We start from the raw sequence: 21,057 nt of genomic DNA, 5'->3' as shown, positions 1-21,057 counted from the left end.
TAAGTGGTACTCCTAAATGTTAACGTTCATCGACAACTGGTACGCGACTAGCAATCATCCCAGCATGCGACCCGGTCAACTGTAAAACACCACCGGCGGTAGCTTTTAATTGCATTTGTTCGTCTAAAAAGTCCTGTGAATAAGATTTGATTAAAAAGTCGCCGACCGAGGTTGTTAACGTCTGTTGAAAATCATGATGATCAGCACTCTTTTGAATCACAGTCAAGTTAAAGTTCACATTTAAGGTACAACTAGCTTGCGTATGCGAATAATCACTTACTCCGTCATCAAAGTTTAATAGTATCAAAGCATTTGGATCATCCAAATACGGTTGCAATTTAGTTTGTGCAGCTGAATCAACTTGTAAAAACATTCTACTTAACTCCCTTTCCTTTGAGCCTCATTGATTATGATAGTTAAAAAGCGGAGAATTGCCAAGCAATTAGAATTATAATCTGTTAAGCAGAGTTACTTTTGCCAGCTAGCAAAAGCTTTAACTTTACGATATTGTTGCACTTGCCAATCTGCGACTTTGTATGGTGAGTTAGGATTTTTGAGTAACTGCACTGGTAAAACAATAATTGCAACCATTGCCACAATCAATACTCCAACGCCTAACAACCAGTCTAATGGCACCACCAAGTTATTTTCTACAATATAAATGAAATAGCCCACACTGACTGGCATTAACAAACAAATCGCGGTAGCCATGCCCGGATTGTACCACGTCTTTAACGCTTTATTCATCATCAAAGCATGCCCGGGTAATTGAATCAAATTAAAGAACATAATCCCTAGTCCTAACCAAATCCAGTGGGGAAAAATTATTCCTAACAAGTAAAACAACCATGAAATGACATTAACTAACATGGAGGATAAAGTATTTCCCGGGAAATTGCGATAATTCTGCGGCTCATGATAAATTCCTAAATTAATCACTAAGGCTGCGCCACCAGGCAAAATGTATTCTTCAGATTGGTGCGCTAATAAAGCCATCAAACTCATAATCATAAAAACTTGCAGAGTGTTTAATTGACGGCCACCCCAAAAACCCATATAAAACGCCAATCCCACAAACATTATTGTAGCTAAGTGCTGCCAGTGTCGACATAAAAATTTCATTGCTATTACTCCTTATTCATTTTCTTCATATAATACTGCGCACGGTTCACTTCTTCAGTAGTAAAAGAATATTGTTTCAGTGATCCTAATTTTTTATAGATTGGCGAACGAAAAGCGACCCAATAATTAAAGGCAATCCAAATCACAGCCATTACTAAGTCGAGCCATGAATATTGCCCCTGTGGGATCGCACGCCATAAATAATTAACCGAAATAGGTAATAGTCCCAATAATGCAGTTAATAAGCCCGGGTTATACCAAACTTTCATGGCCCAATTGAAATAAAACAGGTGCATCGCAATTTCTGCAAAAGCAAAAATCACTGCTGCCAAGGCTAAAAAGTGAACTTGTGGTACAAATAATGGCAAAAGGTACACGACCACAGCGAACCATTCATTGCCAAAAAATGATGAAGCTTGATTTAAATCCCACTGACGAGAATCATCATCAGTTAAATGCAATTCAATTTTCATCCCGATCCAGGGAAAACCACCGGGAAAACCCATTTCTTCATAAAAATGTAGATGTAAAACTACTAAAGAAGCCAATAACGTTTGTTGCAGCAATGTCCAGTCGCCACAAACCAAAATGACAGTCAACAAACCTGCCACATAAACTGCCCATTGGTACCAATGTTGAACTAATCGCTTCATTTCTGATGCCTCACTCGTTATTGTTTAGCTAGTCACTTTAGATTATAATAACTGCAAATAATTTTGCATAGTAACTTAATCCAATGAGAGTGAGAATTGCACAATTGTCAAATAATGAGCCAATTTATCTTGCTAAACAAACTACTAAAGCCCGTCAAACACAGGCCGATTTTATCACCGCATTGTTAGCTTTATTAACAGATCATTCTTTTAGCTCCTTAAGAGTCCTTGATGTGGTCAACAAAGCTGGTTATGCCCGCCGGACTTTTTACCATTATTTTCAATCTTTAGAAGATGTTTTAACGACTTATTTGAACCAGCTAACTTGTACCTTATTCAGTCAATTAGCCCAAGAAGATCACCAACAGTTTACTGAAATTGTTTTTTACTTTTTTAACTTTTGGCAACAACATCGCCAAGTCTTGTTACTTTTACAAAAAAATAAATTACTTCATTTATTAGAACGTTCTTGGTTAGATAATTTACAACAGAGTGCCTTAGCTAACCTTCCCACGGACAACGCCAGTTATTTACAAAATTTTGCCATTGGGGGTATGTTTGCGATGTTAATTAATTGGTTAAACCGCGGTGCTACCAAGTCGCCCACTGAAATGGTGCAAATTGCCTTAGATATTAAACAACATCTGACTTAATAATCAAAAAAGCAATGTCATCAAAAATAACTGATTACATTGCCTTTTCTATTCAACAGATTAACAAATTTTATTCCCACTCAATCGTTGCTGGTGGCTTAGAAGTAATATCATACACGACGCGGTTAACGTGGGCGACTTCGTTCGTAATGCGCGTAGAAATTTTGGCTAACACGGCCCACGGAATTTGGGCAAAGTCGACTGTCATGCCATCAATGGAAGTTACTGCGCGAATACCAACAGTATAATCATATGTGCGTCCATCACCCATCACACCAACGCTGCGCATACCTGGTAACACGGTGAAGTATTGCCAGATTGATTCCTGCAAACCCGCTTTTTTAATTTCATCGCGTAAAATCCAATCACTGTCCCGCACAATTTGGAGTTTATCCGCCGTGACTTCTCCCAAAACTCGAATTCCCAGTCCGGGGCCGGGAAACGGTTGCCGCCAAACTAAATCGTGGGGCATCTCTAATCTTTCGCCGAGTTCACGCACTTCATCTTTAAATAACGTCCGCAAGGGCTCAATCAAGGTAAATTGCAAATCCTCAGGTAAACCACCGACATTATGGTGGGACTTAATTGTTTGCGCCGTGTTAGTGCCACTTTCAATTACATCAGTATACAAAGTACCTTGCGCTAAGAAATCAATGCCATCTAACTTACGTGCTTCATCATTAAAAACTTGAATAAATTCATTACCAATAATTTTCCGTTTTTGCTCTGGATCAGTAACACCTTTTAATTTGTCCATAAACCGTTGTTGGGCATCAACCTTAATAATATTCAGACCGAACTTACCCTCTAAGCTCGCCATTACTTCCTGCGCTTCACCTTTGCGTAACAAACCATGATCGACAAAGATACTAGTTAATTGTGAACCAATGGCCTTATGTAGCAGGACACCAGTCACTGAAGAATCAACGCCGCCAGACAAGCCTAATAATACTCGGCGCTTACCCACTGTGGCACGAATTTTAGCAATTTGTTCAGTGATAAAATCTTGCATGCTCCAATTAGCCGTAGCTTGGCAAATTTGAAATGTGAAGTTGCGTAAAATCTCCAAGCCATACTCACTATTACGCACTTCCGGATGAAACTGGACGCCATAAAATTGACGTTGGGTATCAGCAACTACGGCAAACGGGGTACTATCGCTCACGGCTACTGCCGTAAACTCTGCCGGGATTTGGGTCACCCGATCGCCATGGCTCATCCAAACAAATTGCTGTTGGGGCAAGTCAGCAAATAATAAATTCGTGGTATCTGCCACTTTAATTTGCGCCCGACCATATTCTGGTTTGCCTGCGGCTTGCACTTGCCCCCCCAAATCATGCATCATCAATTGCATACCGTAACAAATTCCCAAAATAGGAATTCCTAATTGCCAAATTTGCGGATCAATCGTTAAAGCATCATGATCATAAACGCTATTGGGACCCCCAGATAAGATAATACCTTGCGGTTGTTTTGCCTGGATTTCCTGCGCACTGATGGTGTGTGGTAATAACTCGGAATAAACCCCCATATCACGAATCCGCCGGGTAATTAATTGATTGTATTGACTACCGTAATCTAAAACTAAAATACTATCAACTTGCTTCGACTCTGTCATGCAATCACGTCTCCCTTTTTTAAATCAAAATCACTCGTAAAATAGCTACAAAAATTCCTAATAACAAACTAATCTGAAAATTTTGTGTCGCTAAATAAACCACGGCTAATAAACAACCAATTGCACAGTAAATAAAGAAATTAATAAAATGAAAGACTTCCATGTTCAGTAGTCCATACAAAATACCACTAATAATAATGCCTAATAAAGCATTGGTTAAAGTATTTTCTCGAAAGAAATAATTAAAGAAAAAGCCCGTGACAACAAATTGTTGTTCCACAGCCACTATAAAAGCAGAGGCCAACAAGTCAAACCAAAAAACTAACAGTCCCCGATCCAGATAGTCCGAGGAGACCCTTAATGATGGTAACCGCCCTTGCGCTTTTAAATAACTAATCAGGAATAAGAAAATACCAATAATGAGCGCTATAAAAGTCACAAAGCCAAAAAACAACCCCAATCCTTCGAATAAGTTGGGGGCTGACCCTTCAAACGATAGCTGCTCATGGCGATAGCGCCCGACCATCATTAACAAAAAAAATGCTGAAACAATCAAAAAAAGCACGGCATAAGCCCAACGGATCGACTTACTACCAATACTTAATTGTTCCAAATGCTGCGAAATTACAACCATTATTAACCAGATGACATACCAAATTCCACGTAAAGTTGGTGATTTTAAAACATTCATATTATTCTCCATTTGTAACAGTTATCCTTAGCGAATTATACCATTATCAAAGTCGCGACTACAACTTAATTATCAAAGTCAAAAGTTTTGTGACTCATCATAGGACTAAACGTGAAAAACTGCTATAATGTGATTGTTAACAAATAAAATGAAAGTGTGGTTAGAACAACAATGTTTAATAAAAAATTAACTGTTGCTGTGGCAGGTTTTGCATTCTTATTAGCAGGCTGCTCAAATTCAAATAATAGCGCAGATAATAAGCCCTTTAGCGCACACAATACTACGGGCACTAAAGTTTTTAAACAAGAAATTACAGGTAATTCCAACAAAGGTAGCAAAGTTTATTACCAAGTTGCAGATAATCCTAAGCAAAGTGTGACTGTCAAAAACGATAAGTATACGATCTCTTTACCAGCAGCAACTAAAAAGCGTCAAGTGAAAGTTAGTCAAAGCAAAGCTTTGAAAAAGCCAATTAAAGTAACGGTGCAAAAGCCGAAGAAAATTTTATCCTTGCAAGATTTTGCTAATAACTTTAATAATTCAAAGCAACTTCAAGCTAAGATGGCTGCTAAATTGCCAAAATTAAATCAACCAATGGAACTTTTATTTAGTCCAACAACGACTTATAAAATGCTCAGTGATGGAACGAACCTCTATCGGGTTGCTTTAACTTTCAACGATTATAAGAGTAATGAAGTCAAAGCTAACGTCAATGCTTTTGCCAGTGGGTTGAAGATCAAACGGGCTGACTTGAATAACCTCGTTAAAAAAGCTAAAAGTAATAAAGGACAACAACAAAATCAGAAGTTGAATCATTACCAAGTAACCGCTGTTGTTCAAGGTAAGAAGTTAAGTATCGGTGTGCTTAAATAATTAGTTAAATTGATGCCGTTTAAAAAAGATTGTGACCAAGTTTGAAACAACTTTGGTTGCAATCTTTTTTTATATAATCCAGCCCCGCTCAACTAAGTTAGGAGTTGCATTTTTTAAATACAAAAATAGGATGAGATCAAAAATCTCATCCTATTACATAATAAGCCATCTATCGGGTTTGAACCGACGACCTCCACCTTACCACGGTGGCGCTCTACCTACTGAGCTAAGATGGCAATTGAGCACTTATTTATATTAGCAAACAATTACCTATTTGCCAAGCCCAATTTGTATTTATCGCAAATTTATTTTTATCTCCGTGTCCTTAATTCTGTTCACCTAAAGTCGTCCGTAATTTTACAATCGACTCCCATGGTCCCGTCAAAATTAAGTGATCATTTTGCTGCAACAACGTTTCGCCATGTGGAATTAACGGCTTGCCGTTGCGAATAATGCGACTGACCACCACATCTTTCGGCAATTGCGCCACTGTTGTTCCAGCAAAATTAGGGTTAACCAATTTAAATTCAAAGATACGTGAATGCTTCGAAGTAATTAACGGTAAAATTCGTGAAGATTCAATGGCTGAACGCAAAACGCCTGCGCCCACATCAAAGGTATTGAAGAACTCAACATTAGCTTGCGTCAATTCTTGGGCCATCGTGCCAGATTTATCAGGATCTGGATTATCTAATCGAACCAAGACTCGCGGGACACCATATTTTTTAGCCGCTAACGCTAATTGAAAATTAATATTCGAATGAATGTGTGAAATCACCAAAATATCAGTATCAAAAATGCCTGCGGCAATTAATTTGGAAACATCTAAGTCTGGCAGTAAAGTAATGTCATAACTAGCTTTAAATGTGTCATAACTATCCTGATGGTTGGTATAAAGCGCCACTTCATACCATTCTTTCGGCAATTGCTGAGCGGCAGCTACTGCCAACGCAGTTGTGCCAATAATATGCACATTCGTCTTCGTCACTTTTTGTTCTTGGGGTTGGTAATATTTCTTAAACAATAACGGTCCCAGTAAACAAGTGATAATTGCCGCCAAAGTAAAAGCGCCACTTTGCTGACTAGTTAAAGCGTGAATATCTTGCGCAATGGCTACGCCGGAAATCACTAGGGTCATCGTCGTTTCCACTAACCACGTTCCCGCGATCGCGTTCGACTTAGAAAATAGACGTTTGAAGCTCCAATAAGCTGGTAATTTAGCTACTAAGAAGGCCACTAATAATAGTGGAATCAAAATTAAAGTCTTTTTCGAACTTAATAATGTTATCAAATTCAGCTTAACTCCCGTTAAGATAAAGAAAAAGGGAATTAAAAAGCCGTAGCCAATGGCATTCAACTTCACTTCCGTTGCCTTCTGTGGCTCCAAAAGTTTGATCACAATTCCTGCTAAAAAGGCCCCCAAGATATTTTCGGCCCCTACCGACATGGCAAGCACTACCAAAATAATAATTACCAAAAAGGCAAAGCGCATATCTAGTTGTGTCGTCGATTTATTGAGCTTAATGACACTTTTAAAGAAATTCCGAAAACGTGCTAACAAAAAGGCTGCTGCTAGAAAAACTAAGGACAATAACCACAAAGTCGTACCATGGCCACCTTTAATGGCTGAGAAAATCGTCAACCCCATTAAGGGAATAATTTCTCCTAATACACCAAACAATAATAACGTTTGACCATAAGTATTACCCAATAAATTGTTTTCCTTTAAAATTCCAATCATGACGCCTAGAGAAACTGTCGCAAATAGGATTGATGATAAGAAAACGTCCTTAAACAAGCCACCCACGGCAAATAAAATCCCTAAAACAATACAAGCCACTAACGTTGAGCCATAAGCGATGGCTGCCGTTTTTAATGGTGAGACATTGTCTGCTGTTTGGGCCCGCTTAATTTCTAAAGTGGTGGTCGGTTCCGGTTTTTTAAATAATGAAAAATCAATTTCCATCCCGCTTAAAAACAACAACATGATGGTTCCCAAAGTAGCGAGCGTATCTAAAACGGAATTAATGTGAATCACATTCAAACAACTTTTGCCTAAAATCACTCCAACAATAATTTCCGCAATGTTAGACGGTATCAAAGAAACTTTGAACCGCGCCAAAATCGTTGGTGTCAAAAAAGCCGCCAACGCCACAATAACTAATGAAAGATCCATGCTAATAACTACCCCTCTGTTGACTAATATGTAGTACCATCAATGATTTGCTGAAACAGCAAAATTGACAGCATTAATTATACTATGAATTGTCAACTGTCGGTAGTCTCATTAACAATTTAAAAAGCTTCCACGATTTCTAATATACCAGCGACAAAGAAATAAGTTGCCGCCAACGCCACGATCAATATGGCAGCTAACATTGGGCGAAATAATAAGCTGACGCCCGCAACGATACTCAAAATTGCCAGCCCAATAATTAGCCAATGATAACTTTTGCCCATAGTACGGTATAAAGGCGCAATACTAATTTCTGCCAGACCATCAACAATAAACCAAATGGCAAAAATATAAATTAAAGTAGAAACTGCCAATGGTAAATTGAATAAGAAGATAATGCCCAAAATGATATCTACAATGGCTGCAAAAATTAACCACCCCGTCTGTCGCTTTGTCACTTTCCTCAAGCGATAGCTTAACCATAATTGATAAATGCCACGCACGAACGCAAAAATACCAACTACGACAATGATGGACAATAAGCCGGTCAGAGGATGGCTCATAATCAAGTAGCCAACATACAAAGAAAATATTCCAATAATTAGACTAAAGAAATCAAACTTCCGGGTCTTCATCAACTATTCGCCTCGATTTTTAAAATTAAATTGCACGTTTTTTACGAACACTTTATAATGAGCATAGTATCCTAAATTATAGGGGGTAGCAAGAATTTGTCACCCAGTCAAGAAAATTATTTAAAAAACATTTTTGAATTACAGCAAAGCGCACAAAAAGTTACGAATAAGCGCTTGGCAGCCATGATGAATGTTAGTGCCCCATCCGTTACTGAAATGCTCTTGACCCTCAGTCAAAATGGTTTTATCGAGCACACGCCATATAATTCCATTGCCTTAACTGCCAAAGGTCAAGCTTTAGCAGAAAAGTTAGTCCAGAAGCATCGGCTTTGGGAAGTCTTTTTAGCTGACAAATTACACTATCCATTAGTGGAAGTTCATCCGGAGGCCGATGCTTTAGAACATGCGACTGATGCCCAAATGACGGCTGCTTTAAATCGTTATTTGAACTTTCCACAAAAGTGTCCACACGGCGGTATCATTCCGGGCAATGGTCAAGGCGAAACCGATGCCGATGATCTCATTTTAAGTCAGGTGAAACCTAATCTGCCCGTCAAAATCGTGCGGATTTTTGATAATCGCGACTTTTTGGCACATTTTGCTAGCTTAGGCTTAAAATTAAACCAAGTCATTACCGTTACGGAACACTCCAGCTTTGATCATTCAGTTTTAATCATTACTGATGAGCAACAAAAGATTTCTTTAAGTCAAAAATTAGCTAATTACATTTTTGTCGAACCAGTTAATGAACTATGAGTAAGTTGCTTATCAATTAAGTATTTCTTCAAATTCCTCGGCGCACTTCATACAATGAACACAAAAAAACAATACCAGTTCAGACTAATGGTCCTTTCTGGTATTGTTTTTTGTTACTTATTATTCAGCTAAAATTGAGATTTCATGCGAACAGCCAAAATATCTTGATAAAAGGCGGCATAACTAGCTGCTTTATAAGGTGCTACATATAAGTTAGTCAACCCGAAAGTTAAACCATTCAGTATATCCCAGCCTAAAAAGCTCAGATCCAACATAAATAACCGCCATTTATTGCCCCGCATCATTTGCCAACTAAACCAAAGAGTTTTCAAAGTCTGGGTCCAAGATAGTTTTTGAACTTGAGAAAGATCTTTCAGGATAAAGTAAACCATACGTAAACCATAACTAAAATAAAGCCCGAAAATCCATAATAGTTGCAAACCTAATTCAAAAATGCCATAGCAAATCAACCATAAAAACAAAACGCGAAAGAAATACACTCCCGAAAAGACTTGTAAACTTTGCGATACGCCGCCTTTATAATTCAGACCACGCGTCCAATTTAAAGCTGCGAACTGAGTGCCAATCGCTACTAAAGCGTAAGCTAATTGTGCTTCAAGGCTATACCATAATAATTTAGGGCTGGCACTAACGAACTGCTGCACAACACGATATAATTGCTGTGAATCTAACCCACTAGGTAATTGATTAGTTATTTTTACGGCTAAACAAAAAATTAAATAAATAATCAATATTAATACTAGAGTTGGTACTAATCCTAAATACAACCAACTGCGCGAATGTTTCGCTAAATTGAGACGGGCTTGACGCTTAATTTCATAAATATTTTGGGGAAGTCGCAATCTTTTTTACCTATACTTTCTAACTACCCTTGGATGCGAACCAAAGTGTACTTCTTTTTACCTTTACGAATAATCACAAATCGCCCATCAAACGCCTGGGTTGGATCTAATTCATAGTTAACGTCTTGTTGACGTTGACCATTAACATAAATTGCTCCGTTTTGAATATCTTCACGAGCTTGACGTCTTGAAGGTTCAATTTGAGTTTGATCAACTAAAAATTCCACCAAGTTACTAATTTGACCAGTAACACTCACTGATGGCACCGAGCTAAAACCTTGTTCAATTTCTTGCGCAGATAAAGCAAGTAAATCTCCACTAAACAAGGCAGCTGAAATTTTTTCTGCTTCATCAACAGCCGCTTGACCGTGCACAAAGCGGGTAACTTCTTGAGCTAATACGCGTTGGGCTTCCCGTTTTTCCGGAGCTGAATGCATTTGTTGTTCTAATTGCGAAATTTGGTCTTGATCTAAGAAAGTAAAGTACTTCAAGTACTTAATCACATCTCGATCATCAGTGTTAAACCAAAATTGGTAAAATTCGTACGGGCTAGTTTTCTTCGGATCTAACCAGACTGCGCCCCCTTCCGTTTTACCAAATTTAGTCCCATCGGCTTTCAGTAAGAGCGGAATAGTTAAGCCAAAGACTTGCGTATCATTGCCTTCAACTCGGTGAATCAAATCAATGCCCGCGGTAATATTGCCCCATTGATCACCGCCACCAATTTGCAAGCGAACTTGATGTTGGCGATAAAGCGTTAAGAAGTCAATCGCCTGTAGAATTTGATAAGTAAATTCGGTATAAGAAATTCCTACCTGTAAGCGCGAAGAGACAATCTCTTTATTCAACATTGTATTGACATTAAATAATTTGCCGTAATCTCGTAAAAAGGTGAGTAAATCAATTTTTGACAACCAATCATAGTTGTTAACAATTTCAAAGTTATCAGTTCCAAATAAAGCCACCATCTGCTTAGTTAAAGCCGCTTGGTTCTTTTGCACTTGCTCCATTGTTTGTAGAACACGTTCAGATTTTTTACCCGACGGATCGCCAATTGAACCCGTTGCTCCGCCAATAACGATCACTGGTTTATGACCTAATAATTGAAATCTCTTTAAAATCATAAAAGTTACTAAATGACCCACATGTAACGAATCACCGGTCGGATCAACCCCACAATATAGTGCAATCTGATGATCTTGAACATAAGACTTTAAACCTTCTGCATCAGTTTGTTGATTAATGGCACCGCGCCAAGTTAATTCATCAATAATATTTTTAGTCACGAACCTCACTCCTTTAGCAAGTATTTATCTTTCATTATAGCTAATTTTAACTAGAAAATTGACCCTAATTTTTTACTTTTGTGTTAGCTGATTCTTTAGCATGGTACAAATCTTTCTCAATTGTAAAACGCGGTCGTTGTTTTACTTCTTGAAAAATTTTCCCCACATATTCACCAATCACACTAATGCAGATCAGTTGTACGCCACCTAACGCCCAGATTGAAATCATTAACGACGACCAGCCAGATACCACGGCGCCCCGTATTTTCTGCACAATAGTATACAGTAATAATAACAAGGCTACTAGCACAATAAAAAAGCCTAGACCCATGATTAATTTAATCGGCGCAATTGAAAAGGAAGTAATGCCATCAATAGCTAACTTCAACATTTTACTTAACGGATACTTGGATTCCCCTGCGACACGCGCTGCCCGTCGGTAATAGACTTTAGCACTCTGAAAACCGACTAATGGTACCAATCCCCGTAAAAACAAATTGCGTTCGGGATAATCTAATAGTACTTGAACAGCTCGTTGGCTCATTAATCGAAAATCTGCCGCATCCGGAATCATTTTAACTCCTAAAACACTCATCACTCGATAAAATAGTTCGGCCGTTGAACGTTTAAACGCACTATCAGTAGCGCGATTATTGCGTACACCATAAACTACTTCGTAGCCTTGATGATACTTATCTACCATTTCAATGATGGCTTGGGGATCATCTTGTAAATCCGAATCAATCGACACTACCATAGCGGAATCATGCACCACAGTACTTAAACCAGCTAGTAGCGCACCTTGATGTCCAAAATTACGGCTGAGCTTAACTCCGGTCACGTTTTGATCAGCATTACTATATTGTTCAATTAACGACCAAGTTTGATCTTTACTGCCATCATCTACCAAAACGATTTGACTATCAATCGCAATTTGGTGTTGAACAATCAGCTTTTGTAAGACTTGTTTTAAAACCGGAATGGATTGTGGCAAAACCGCCTGTTCATTAAAACAGGGCACCACAATACTTAATTTATTTGTGCTCACTGACCGCACCTCGACTCTTTTATCCCCAACCAAAACTGATTAACACCAACACTGGCAATGATCGCTAATATCGGCACGAACTCTAAGCGATAACGCCCTTGCACTTCGATGATTAGTTGCGCGCAAACATAGGCAAATAACACCAGTAATAAGAGATTAAACTTTGAATTACTGGACTGCTTCAACCACAATACCACAGCTCCCAGCAACACTAATCCCATCTCAATCACACTAATCCCGTAAGCAATAATCGTTACCCACCAAGTATGTCGTGGCGTATGATTTTGGTCAAAAAGGGAAAAAGACAGCGTGTTAGACGGATTAGACCATAGAACAAAAAATTTCTTTACAAATAATTTCAGCCAGAGGTGATGCTTGTTCAAATAACGAATATGCTGCTGGGTGACATTTTTTTCTTTGTGTAACATCACTTGCCGGCTATCATGTAAATTAAACTGGTGCCGTACTTCATTTGAGTAAGCGCCAGCGGTCGGATAATTTAAGCCCATAACAAATTTCCATTCACTATCGCGATTACTTAATCCGTACGCGTTTAAACCAGATAATTTAATGGCGGAGCCCAAACTAGCCAGTAGCAAAAAATAAACTGCGACTAAACCCAATAGCTGAGCTATTGAAGATTTCCAGTTGCTTGGTACTGTCCACAACCGATAAATAAGCCAAAATACGACAATCCCAGCCACAAAGACGACCCCTAAGGGCCGTAAGACATTGCCGAGTGCTAAGCAAATTCCCGCTGCTAACCAGTGAAACGGTCTAGCATCAATTAGCAGAATAAAGGTCAACAAGAAAAAGATTAACGCCAAATATTGGCTGGTCACCCGATTGTTCAGTGCCCACCATTCCAGATTAATCCCAATAAAAAATACACTAAGGCGACTAATTGTTACTTGGTGGAATAACTTTTGTGCCAACACATAAGTTAGAGCTAGCACCACAACTTGTTGTACGACCGTGAACCATTGAAACAGTCGCAAATTAACACCAAATAGTTTAATAAAACCCATTACGTAAACTAAAAAACCGGTTTGATAAGCCCACTTAGAAAAATAACTGTTATCAGTATGATAAATCGGGTGTCCGTGAACTGCTTGAGCGCCCAATTGCCAAAATTTATGATAGTCACTAAATTGTTTAGTTGGTGTTTGATAAATCCAAGCTAAAAAAAGCCCCGCAAAAATAATTAATAAAAGTGTGACCACCACTAAATTGTTAATTGGTTGATCGGGAATTTTGACTAATAACCAGGTGCAAACTGTGATTAAGCCTAGTAGCAAACACCAACTCACTACCAATAGCCACCGATCTGTACCTACCTGTTCTTTTAACAGCGTCCAACTATTTAAAATGGCTCCGACAACCATCAAGCCACTAAAGCCAATTAAAACCAATTTTAAAACTTTAGTCATCCATGATTGGAAAGTTGCACCCATCAAGCAATAGAACCTTCCTTTTTCTTCAAGTAATCAGCTAAACGCGTGACCGTCGTTTTAATTTTTTCCATGCTGGCAGCATAACTAATCCGCAAATAACCAGCACCTCCTAAACCGAAGAAACTACCTGGTAATAAAGCCAACTTTTCTTGTGCAATTAACTCTTGCGCCACTAGGACGTCATCTTGCGGCAAACTGGCTGGCAATTTAATAAACAGGTAAAAAGCTCCCTGCGGTTTAGAAGTTTGAAAACCTAACTGTGTTAAATGTTGATACAAGTAATCCCGCCGTTTTTGATATTCCACTTTCATCGCTTTTGTATCATCTTGACCAGCTGTCAAGGCCGCAATGGCCGCATCCTGACTAACTTCTGGAATGGAAGTGGTAACTAATTCATGCACATGTAACAAATGAGCCATAATTTTTTGGGGACCACAAACATAGCCCACGCGCCAACCAGTCATCGCATGCGATTTAGATAAACCGTTCATTAAAATTGTTTGCTCCGGTAAAAACTTCGCTAAACTAACGTGTTGAACATCATAAGATAGTTCACTATAAATTTCGTCACTCAAAACAAAAATTTCAAATTGCCGTAACACATCAGCTAACGCTTGTAGCTGCTGTTGATCATAGGTTACCCCTGTCGGGTTATTCGGATAATTCAAAATAATAGCCTTAGCTTTCGGATGTTGTTGTAACAACGTTAATAAAACTTGAGGATCAATCCGAAAATCAGTTTGTGAAGTATCTAAATAAACTGGTTTTGCTTGGTTTAATAAGATATCCGGTTCATAAATAGTAAAACAAGGTGTCGGTAAAATTACTTCATCACCAGGATTTAATATTGCTGTTAAAGTGGTATAAACACTTTCCGTCACACCAATTGTAGTGACAATTTGTGTTTTGGGATCATATTGTAGATCATATTTGGTCTTTAAAAAGTCCGCAATTGCCTGTGTTAATTCAGGTTTGCCTTCCGGAATTGTATAGTGCATCTTATCATTTAAAATTGCTTGACTAGCCGTTTCACGAATATGCTGGGGCGTAATAAAATCTGGTTCCCCGACTGTCATATTCACAATGCCTGGTGTTTGATTAGCTTGAGCATTAAACAAAAAAATATCTTGTGGTTTTAACTGCAATGCAGCTGTACTCATTTTGGATTCTAAATCACTCATGTCAATCTTCCCTTCTTGGATTACCTAGAACAATTAGTTGTCTTTTGAAATTCTTTACCATCAGACTCTGCTTGCTAACTTATTAGCAAACTCTGTAAGCTTTTATTATACAGCTAAACCCGCTTTTGAACCAATAACTCTCAAACTACCGTTTGCAAAAACGTTAATACCCACTGATTAAACTGCGACGCTTCTTCTAAATGCGGTAAGTGCCCCGAATTTTGAAAAATCTGGGCATAACCTTTGGGAGCTAACTGCAAGCATAAGTCGACATAACCGGGGTGCCAAATCGGCGAATGCACACTACCTAAAAATAATTGCGGTAACAAACAGGTAGCAATCACATCGCGCCAATCTTGCAACAAGTGATTAGTTAATAAGGGCGCATTTAATTCTGGATCAAATGGATGCGCCTGCTGTTGTGCTTTCAATGCTTGCCAAATCGACGTGGGTACTTGTTGATAAGTCATTTTCGTTTGTAAAATGCGCTGTTGCTGTTGCCGCACAGTTTCCCAAGTTAGATCTAAAGCTCCGTATTGCCAATGCGGCGTATTCAAAGCTTTAGGGGATTCATCCACATCAACTAACGCTTTTATGCGCTGCGTTCCAAACAAACTAACATAACACCACATCACGGCTGCGCCCATGGAATGACTAATTAAAACTGCATTATGTAAGTCCAAGGCCGCAAATAATTCCGCCAAATCGGCGGCCAAGCGAGCAATTCGTAAATTATGCCGCGTCCGTTGTGATTGACCGTGATTGCGTTGATCAATCGTCACTACTTGATAGTGTTGTTGCACAAAAAAATCGACTTCTTGTTGCCATTCTAACTGCGTTCCAGAATAACCCGCAACAAAGACTAAGACTGGTCCCTGCCCACGGACTTGATAATTTAACTGGATTCCGTCACTTGTTGTCAGCCACATCCTAAGCATCTCCTAAAATGTTCAGCATTAAAATTAACTAATTTTAAACTACACTTTTTTGGAAGGGGGTTCAAGTCCCAAATAGCAGACTACACCACCGGATGAACAAAAGCTGAGCACTATAATTTTCACCACTAAAATAAGACTGCAACAAGCCGAAATGGTTCATTTTTGAACACTAACTTTGCTTGCTTCAGTCTTATACTTTTACTAAAAATTATTGACCAAAATATGCCCAATAGCACTGATCAACTGCTAATTTTAATTGCTCTAAGCTATGCTTTTGCTCGCGACAACATTGTTGAGCTGGTTGCGAACAAATTAAGCACTGTCGTTGTCTACGACCAACATCGGTCCGTGATAAACACTTGTCTGAACCATACGGCCAAATATCAATTTTAAATAAACAGCCTAAAGTAAATTGATCTTCAAAGCGAACCATTCGCCGTTTAATTAGCACTGAGCTTTCTGACAAAATCAAAAAAGCTTCTGGCCCTGTCAGTCGATGTAAATAGTTCTCAAAATAAATTATAGGCAGTTGTTCTTTGGAACAAATTAATTCTAGTTCTTTTAAACCTGCAATAAAAACTCTACGTAAAGCTTCATTATTCTTGACATTGCCAGGAATTATCAACCGAATTGTTAAAAGTACATCCATACGGTAATTTTTTGTCAGAGTTGCTTGTTGTTGAGTACGCCAAATTTGATTCTGCTTCATGGCAGCTAATGTAATCGGCGTCCCGTGGTCAAGTATTGTCATCGTCTACTACACCTTATCAATTATCTGAAATTACAGATATGCTTTAATTTACTCGCGCTAAGTTTAACATAATGTTCATAAGACACAAGTTATTTTAATGATTAATTTGGAAGGCTAAAAGTCTCAGAGGTTATCAAAACTCTAATTAATTGCCAAAACTCTCACTTCTCATCATGTCCTAATTTTAGCACGCAAAAATTAGTGGTATAGACAACTACACTAACATTTTGCAGTTAGTTTATTCAGCCGGCTTAGTTGTAAAACGGTGCTGTAATTTGCTAAAAATGTGGTGATCAGCCCAGCCAATGACAAAACCCTGGCAAAACAGTGAGAACAAAGTTCCGATGCCCACGGACTGCAATTGCCCTGAACGTACCCAGCAATAAATCATAATTAATACTGGAATAATATAACTAACAATTTGCCCCCACGCGGCATTTCCGTGAAAAAAATGAAACCGTAATAAAAAACTAAATTCATCATTAGGATGTAACATCACATTCACACGTTGATATACGGACACCGCCGTGGCAATTAAGCAAACACCTAAAATATCGAGAATTAAGCGCCAAATTAATGGTAATTGGGGAACTTTCAATAAAGTAAACCAATGATTACTAAATTGCACGAGATAACTAAAGCACAGTGCAAACAACATATTACTGATAAACATGGTCAAATCTAATTTTTGACTAATCAGGGTGTTTAAGCACTGAACCAGCAATGCATAAACCAACAAAATTGTACCTAAGCTCCAAGAAATCTGACCTTCGAGATTAACCGCTGAGGCCGTCCAAACAGCACTACCTAAATGAGTAGCAACTGTTAAGCCATTGGCCAGTGAATTTAAAATAATGGAAAAGCCCAAATAAAAAATCATTTCGGAACTTTTAAGACGTCTTCTAGTTCCATCAGCTAATTCAATCATATAATTATATTTTCATCCGTTTCAATAAGGTTCGTTCCAATGCTACATAAATTAACGGTACTATGATAAAAGTCGCGAGCGAATTAATCAAAGTCGCTGGCAAACTAACAAACGCATTAATCATCGCTACGTGTAATTGCGTTCCAACCATTAACCCTTCAATAATCCCCGTACACCAAGAAGTTAACAACTTAATAGCCCCCGCGGCAAACGATACTACATACAATTTACTGATCCGCTTGTCAGTTGCATAATGTACTCGTTTAAAGACCCAGGAAGTGACAAAGGCTAAAATCAAAGCTTCCAAAATGGTTAACCACGATGTTGCCGCATAACCATTGAAAATATCAAATAGTCCCAGACCAATCATCGAAGCTAACGCACCTGCTCGAAAGCCTAGCAACATGACTGAAATAACCGCAAAAGTATTGCCAAAATGAATAAAGGGCCGCCCCGTTGGTGCTGGCAAATAAATTCGAAACAGACTAATTCCAATAAAAATAATTGCGGCACACAAACCGGTAAAAATCGTTTTCCGTAATGTTTTTGATGTCATTTTCTCATCCTCAATTGTTCTAAATCGGCCGCGATTGTCGCTACTTGGACATCACTTTGCTCTATTGGTGTTAATGTTACTGCCTTCGTCGTTAATCGTGTTGCTGTTTGCACTGCTGATAACCAATCCATTTGCTGTAGTAAACAACCAGCCAAAATACTGGTAAATAAATCACCACTACCGCTCACAGAATGATGAGCTTTCGGATACGCTAAATATTGTAATTTTCCTGCTATGAGATAAGCGCAGCCAATCTTGTCCTGCTTAGCAACACCGGTAATCACCACTTGATTGCCTTTAATTTGTTGTGTTAATTGCTTCAATGCTTGAACTAATTGGTCTGGAGTCGTAATTGTAGTATTTAATAACAGCTGCGCTTCTGTGAAATTGGGGGTCAAAACATCAGCGAATGGTAATAACTGGCGTTGCGCCTTCACATAATCATAATTCAATAAACCGTACAATTGGCCATGATCAGCCATCGCGGGATCAAGCACGACTAACGGCAAGCGATGTCTTGCTAAATATTTTTGCCAAATAGTAACTAATTGCTTCGTACCCAAATAACCAAGTGCCAAACCACTAAACGCGACTTGATCCCAATAAGTTAGCACTTGCTGGAGCCATTGACTCACATCTAATTTAGGCGCCTGCACATCATGTCCTGGATGCGTTGCCAAAATGTTAACTGGTAAACTGACACTAGGTATTCCCAAATTTTGCAAGACAGTGGTCGCTACCTGCAAAGACATACTGCCCCAACTGGACCAATCTTCAGCTACTAAGAAGTGCTGATCTGGTCTACTTATTGGCACGTTTGACATAACTTCCGTCTTGCGTATTAATTTCCAGTTTTTCACCAACATTAATAAAATCAGGAACGGCGACCACCAAACCTGTATTCATTGTTGCCGGCTTATTCGAACCCGCTGCCGTAGCCCCTTTAATTAAAGGTTGCGTGTCCGTCACCGTCAATACAACAGTTGTTGGTAAACTAATTCCAACCACCTCAGAACCATAAAAATCAATTTTTACTTCCATATTTTCCATTAAAAATTTCATTTCCTGGGAAATAATTGCCAAAGGAACTTCATATTGATCATATGTTTCCAAATCCATAAACACCGCTACATCATCTTGCGTGTATAAGTATTGTGCCGCTTTTGTATCAATAACTGCTTGCTCCAATTTAACATCTGGATGCATGGTTGTGTCGACAATTGAACCACTGCGCAAATCCTTAAGCTTCAAGCGCATTACAGTATTGCCCTTACCTGGCTTATGATGATCAGCCTTCATTACCTTGATTAATTTGCCATCTTGAATAAATGTCATCCCAGCACGTAAACTTACTGCTTCAATCATAATGTCTCTCCTCCAAATCCTTAATTACCTATCATTGTAGCAGATCTAGCCAAATAGTTAAGTCTAGAACCATTAATTAAGCGTGATTCTTTCTATACGTTGACAGTTAATTATAATAACTTTAAATTATTGTCCAAAAACTAAAATAATCCCCTATAATCTTATCCAAAACAACAGTACAAAAAATGTTCACAATTTTCACTTGTGAACAGCTCTTGCAGAAACGTTATTTTTAAATTAATTGAAAAACCTACTCATGCCATTCCTTAAAAGCATCCGTAAAGTTAAGCGTTGGCAACAGCTTAACTCTAGAATCATCCAAGGACGTAATCATTGACACGATCATTCTACCATACGGATAAAGCATCGCAGATCCATTAACAGCTAGATATTTTTTCTATTTCTTTTAGCTCCTCACTAACTTCAAAAAAAGCCTCAACTTCTAAATAACATTTTCGATAAAGTTCTTCATCACTATGATTACCAAAAGTAACTTTAGTTTGAACAACACCTGTATGCTCTTTGATTTTGTTACCTATACCTAACCCAACCCTAACATTGGCTTTCCCAAACTCCTTTTTATACTGCTGTTGATCGATCACTTGATAATCTATTCTATGAATTTTATAATTTTTAAATCTAATAATCGGTTCAGAATTGGACAATTTATTCACACCGCTTCCTTGTCAAATCATTGATTTCACTGTCATTTTGATGTTTCAATAAATCACATTCATTAAATTCAGAAGACAAAGACTTAAAATTTTCATTAGCCACCATACCTGACAAATATAATTCATCAGAGTACTCATATTTACCATGATCCGACGTCATTTCTATGAAATTGGTCAAATCTTCAACTGTTAATTGTTCCGCTATTTCATCATTATGTTTTAGTAAAGCATCATAGCCCTTTAAATATTTAGCCATGTTCTCAATCCTCCTCGAATGATATTTCTTCAACATTATAAATGCTGTTTTTATTTCGAATACAATACTCTATCCCATTAGGAATATAACTATGAATCGTCTGATATAAGTTAGTTGTTGTAGCACAACAAACATAGTCAATACAAATATACTCTTTATTACTTTGTATAAAGTATTCTAACAAAGCTCCATCTAATTCATGCTGAGTAATCTTATTTTTATACTTGTTATTCAATTGACCTATGATTAATTGCGTTTTGGGATTCATCAAAAATTCTCTAAAAGCCCTCATATCATTTAAATCATCGACAAAGTTTAAACATTTATCCTCATCTATATCAACCTCAAGTTTTAAAATTGAGCAATTTTTACTATTTTGTAAGCTATCCCAATAATTTCTTGCTAAATTCTTATCATTATAAAAACCATAAATGCCATATCCTAAACTGCCTGGCTATTTCAAGTATTTACGATATGTATTTCCATAAAGATAATTCCAATTAATTTTTTTAATATTAAAACCATTAATTAATATTTTGTCCTTACTAGAGTTATCGGTTGCATGATATAAGACAACTTT

23 protein-coding genes and 1 tRNA gene are annotated in these 21,057 nt (G+C 38.0%); 3 read left to right on the top strand and 21 right to left on the bottom strand.

What is annotated here, in order from left to right; all coding sequences use genetic code 11:
• Positions 1-19: 19 nt before the first annotated feature.
• The 3 genes from AC3B5S_RS05875 to AC3B5S_RS05865 form a co-directional block, all read right to left on the bottom strand.
• Complete coding sequence (locus AC3B5S_RS05875; protein ID WP_489790200.1) at positions 20-373, bottom strand: iron-sulfur cluster biosynthesis family protein; 354 nt, start codon at positions 371-373, stop codon at positions 20-22.
• A gap of 95 nt (positions 374-468) precedes the next feature.
• Entirely contained in the window at positions 469-1,122 is a 654-nt protein-coding gene (locus AC3B5S_RS05870; protein WP_489790199.1) for an HXXEE domain-containing protein, read from the bottom strand.
• A 5-nt stretch (positions 1,123-1,127) separates the two neighbouring features.
• Positions 1,128-1,775, bottom strand: a complete 648-nt coding sequence (locus AC3B5S_RS05865) for an HXXEE domain-containing protein (protein ID WP_489790198.1) — start codon at positions 1,773-1,775, stop codon at positions 1,128-1,130.
• 104 nt (positions 1,776-1,879) lie between these two features.
• Between AC3B5S_RS05865 and AC3B5S_RS05860 the strand changes: the two genes are divergently transcribed.
• Complete coding sequence (locus AC3B5S_RS05860) at positions 1,880-2,428, top strand: TetR/AcrR family transcriptional regulator (protein ID WP_489790197.1); 549 nt, start codon at positions 1,880-1,882, stop codon at positions 2,426-2,428.
• A gap of 70 nt (positions 2,429-2,498) precedes the next feature.
• Here the strand turns inward: AC3B5S_RS05860 and guaA are convergent, their stop codons facing one another.
• Both guaA and AC3B5S_RS05850 read right to left on the bottom strand, forming a co-directional pair.
• Positions 2,499-4,046, bottom strand: a complete 1,548-nt coding sequence (guaA, locus tag AC3B5S_RS05855; protein WP_489790196.1) for a glutamine-hydrolyzing GMP synthase — start codon at positions 4,044-4,046, stop codon at positions 2,499-2,501.
• Between the two features lie 19 nt (positions 4,047-4,065).
• Positions 4,066-4,737 (bottom strand): hypothetical protein, encoded by a 672-nt coding sequence (locus tag AC3B5S_RS05850; RefSeq protein WP_489769520.1) that lies wholly within the window; start codon positions 4,735-4,737, stop codon positions 4,066-4,068.
• 171 nt (positions 4,738-4,908) lie between these two features.
• Here AC3B5S_RS05850 and AC3B5S_RS05845 point away from each other — a divergent pair, with 171 nt between their 5' ends.
• Positions 4,909-5,610, top strand: a complete 702-nt coding sequence (locus tag AC3B5S_RS05845; RefSeq protein WP_489769519.1) for a hypothetical protein — start codon at positions 4,909-4,911, stop codon at positions 5,608-5,610.
• A 163-nt stretch (positions 5,611-5,773) separates the two neighbouring features.
• Here the strand turns inward: AC3B5S_RS05845 and AC3B5S_RS05840 are convergent.
• The 3 genes from AC3B5S_RS05840 to AC3B5S_RS05830 form a co-directional block, all read right to left on the bottom strand.
• Positions 5,774-5,846: transfer RNA gene (locus tag AC3B5S_RS05840), tRNA-Thr, on the bottom strand.
• 89 nt (positions 5,847-5,935) lie between these two features.
• Entirely contained in the window at positions 5,936-7,786 is a 1,851-nt protein-coding gene (locus AC3B5S_RS05835; protein WP_489758128.1) for a cation:proton antiporter domain-containing protein, read from the bottom strand.
• Between the two features lie 119 nt (positions 7,787-7,905).
• Complete coding sequence (locus tag AC3B5S_RS05830; RefSeq protein ID WP_489790195.1) at positions 7,906-8,421, bottom strand: HdeD family acid-resistance protein; 516 nt, start codon at positions 8,419-8,421, stop codon at positions 7,906-7,908.
• A 96-nt stretch (positions 8,422-8,517) separates the two neighbouring features.
• Here AC3B5S_RS05830 and AC3B5S_RS05825 point away from each other — a divergent pair, with 96 nt between their 5' ends.
• Entirely contained in the window at positions 8,518-9,177 is a 660-nt protein-coding gene (locus tag AC3B5S_RS05825; RefSeq protein ID WP_489790194.1) for a metal-dependent transcriptional regulator, read from the top strand.
• A 128-nt stretch (positions 9,178-9,305) separates the two neighbouring features.
• Here AC3B5S_RS05825 and AC3B5S_RS05820 read toward each other — a convergent pair whose 3' ends face one another.
• From AC3B5S_RS05820 to AC3B5S_RS05760, 13 genes are all read right to left on the bottom strand, one after another.
• Positions 9,306-10,040: a DUF975 family protein gene (locus tag AC3B5S_RS05820; RefSeq protein ID WP_489790193.1), complete on the bottom strand. Its 735-nt coding sequence runs from the start codon at positions 10,038-10,040 to the stop codon at positions 9,306-9,308.
• Between the two features lie 23 nt (positions 10,041-10,063).
• Positions 10,064-11,326, bottom strand: coding sequence for a tyrosine--tRNA ligase (gene tyrS, locus AC3B5S_RS05815; RefSeq protein ID WP_489758124.1), 1,263 nt, complete (start codon positions 11,324-11,326; stop codon positions 10,064-10,066).
• A 64-nt stretch (positions 11,327-11,390) separates the two neighbouring features.
• On the bottom strand, positions 11,391-12,374 hold the full coding sequence (locus tag AC3B5S_RS05810) for a glycosyltransferase family 2 protein (RefSeq protein ID WP_489790192.1): 984 nt from the start codon (positions 12,372-12,374) through the stop codon (positions 11,391-11,393).
• Complete coding sequence (locus AC3B5S_RS05805) at positions 12,371-13,828, bottom strand: hypothetical protein (RefSeq protein ID WP_489790191.1); 1,458 nt, start codon at positions 13,826-13,828, stop codon at positions 12,371-12,373. The genes AC3B5S_RS05810 and AC3B5S_RS05805 overlap by 4 nt, the downstream gene beginning before the upstream one ends.
• Positions 13,828-15,009 (bottom strand): aminotransferase class I/II-fold pyridoxal phosphate-dependent enzyme, encoded by a 1,182-nt coding sequence (locus AC3B5S_RS05800; RefSeq protein WP_489758121.1) that lies wholly within the window; start codon positions 15,007-15,009, stop codon positions 13,828-13,830. Before AC3B5S_RS05800 ends, AC3B5S_RS05805 begins: the two co-directional genes overlap by 1 nt.
• Positions 15,010-15,149: 140 nt before the next feature.
• On the bottom strand, positions 15,150-15,938 hold the full coding sequence (locus AC3B5S_RS05795; RefSeq protein ID WP_489790190.1) for an alpha/beta fold hydrolase: 789 nt from the start codon (positions 15,936-15,938) through the stop codon (positions 15,150-15,152).
• A gap of 217 nt (positions 15,939-16,155) precedes the next feature.
• The gene (citX, locus tag AC3B5S_RS05790) at positions 16,156-16,698 is read right to left on the bottom strand and encodes a citrate lyase holo-[acyl-carrier protein] synthase (RefSeq protein ID WP_489769513.1); all 543 of its coding nucleotides are present in this window, start codon (positions 16,696-16,698) and stop codon (positions 16,156-16,158) included.
• Between the two features lie 238 nt (positions 16,699-16,936).
• On the bottom strand, positions 16,937-17,626 hold the full coding sequence (locus AC3B5S_RS05785) for a DUF6198 family protein (protein ID WP_489758118.1): 690 nt from the start codon (positions 17,624-17,626) through the stop codon (positions 16,937-16,939).
• A gap of 4 nt (positions 17,627-17,630) precedes the next feature.
• Positions 17,631-18,182 carry an ECF transporter S component gene (locus AC3B5S_RS05780; protein WP_489790189.1) on the bottom strand — a complete coding sequence of 184 codons (552 nt, stop codon included), beginning with the start codon at positions 18,180-18,182 and terminating at the stop codon, positions 17,631-17,633.
• Positions 18,179-18,997: a PfkB family carbohydrate kinase gene (locus AC3B5S_RS05775; RefSeq protein WP_489790188.1), complete on the bottom strand. Its 819-nt coding sequence runs from the start codon at positions 18,995-18,997 to the stop codon at positions 18,179-18,181. The genes AC3B5S_RS05780 and AC3B5S_RS05775 overlap by 4 nt, the downstream gene beginning before the upstream one ends.
• A complete protein-coding gene (efp, locus tag AC3B5S_RS05770) occupies positions 18,984-19,547 on the bottom strand; it encodes an elongation factor P (protein ID WP_489758115.1) in 564 nt (187 codons plus the stop codon). The genes AC3B5S_RS05775 and efp overlap by 14 nt, the downstream gene beginning before the upstream one ends.
• Before the next feature lie 377 nt (positions 19,548-19,924).
• On the bottom strand, positions 19,925-20,221 hold the full coding sequence (locus tag AC3B5S_RS05765; protein ID WP_489790187.1) for a hypothetical protein: 297 nt from the start codon (positions 20,219-20,221) through the stop codon (positions 19,925-19,927).
• Complete coding sequence (locus AC3B5S_RS05760; protein ID WP_489758113.1) at positions 20,214-20,477, bottom strand: hypothetical protein; 264 nt, start codon at positions 20,475-20,477, stop codon at positions 20,214-20,216. The genes AC3B5S_RS05765 and AC3B5S_RS05760 overlap by 8 nt, the downstream gene beginning before the upstream one ends.
• Between the last annotated feature and the right edge of the window lie 580 nt (positions 20,478-21,057).

It is taken from the genome of Bombilactobacillus sp. ESL1094, assembly GCF_058107425.1.
This window is presented reverse-complemented; position numbering and strand designations above follow the sequence as displayed.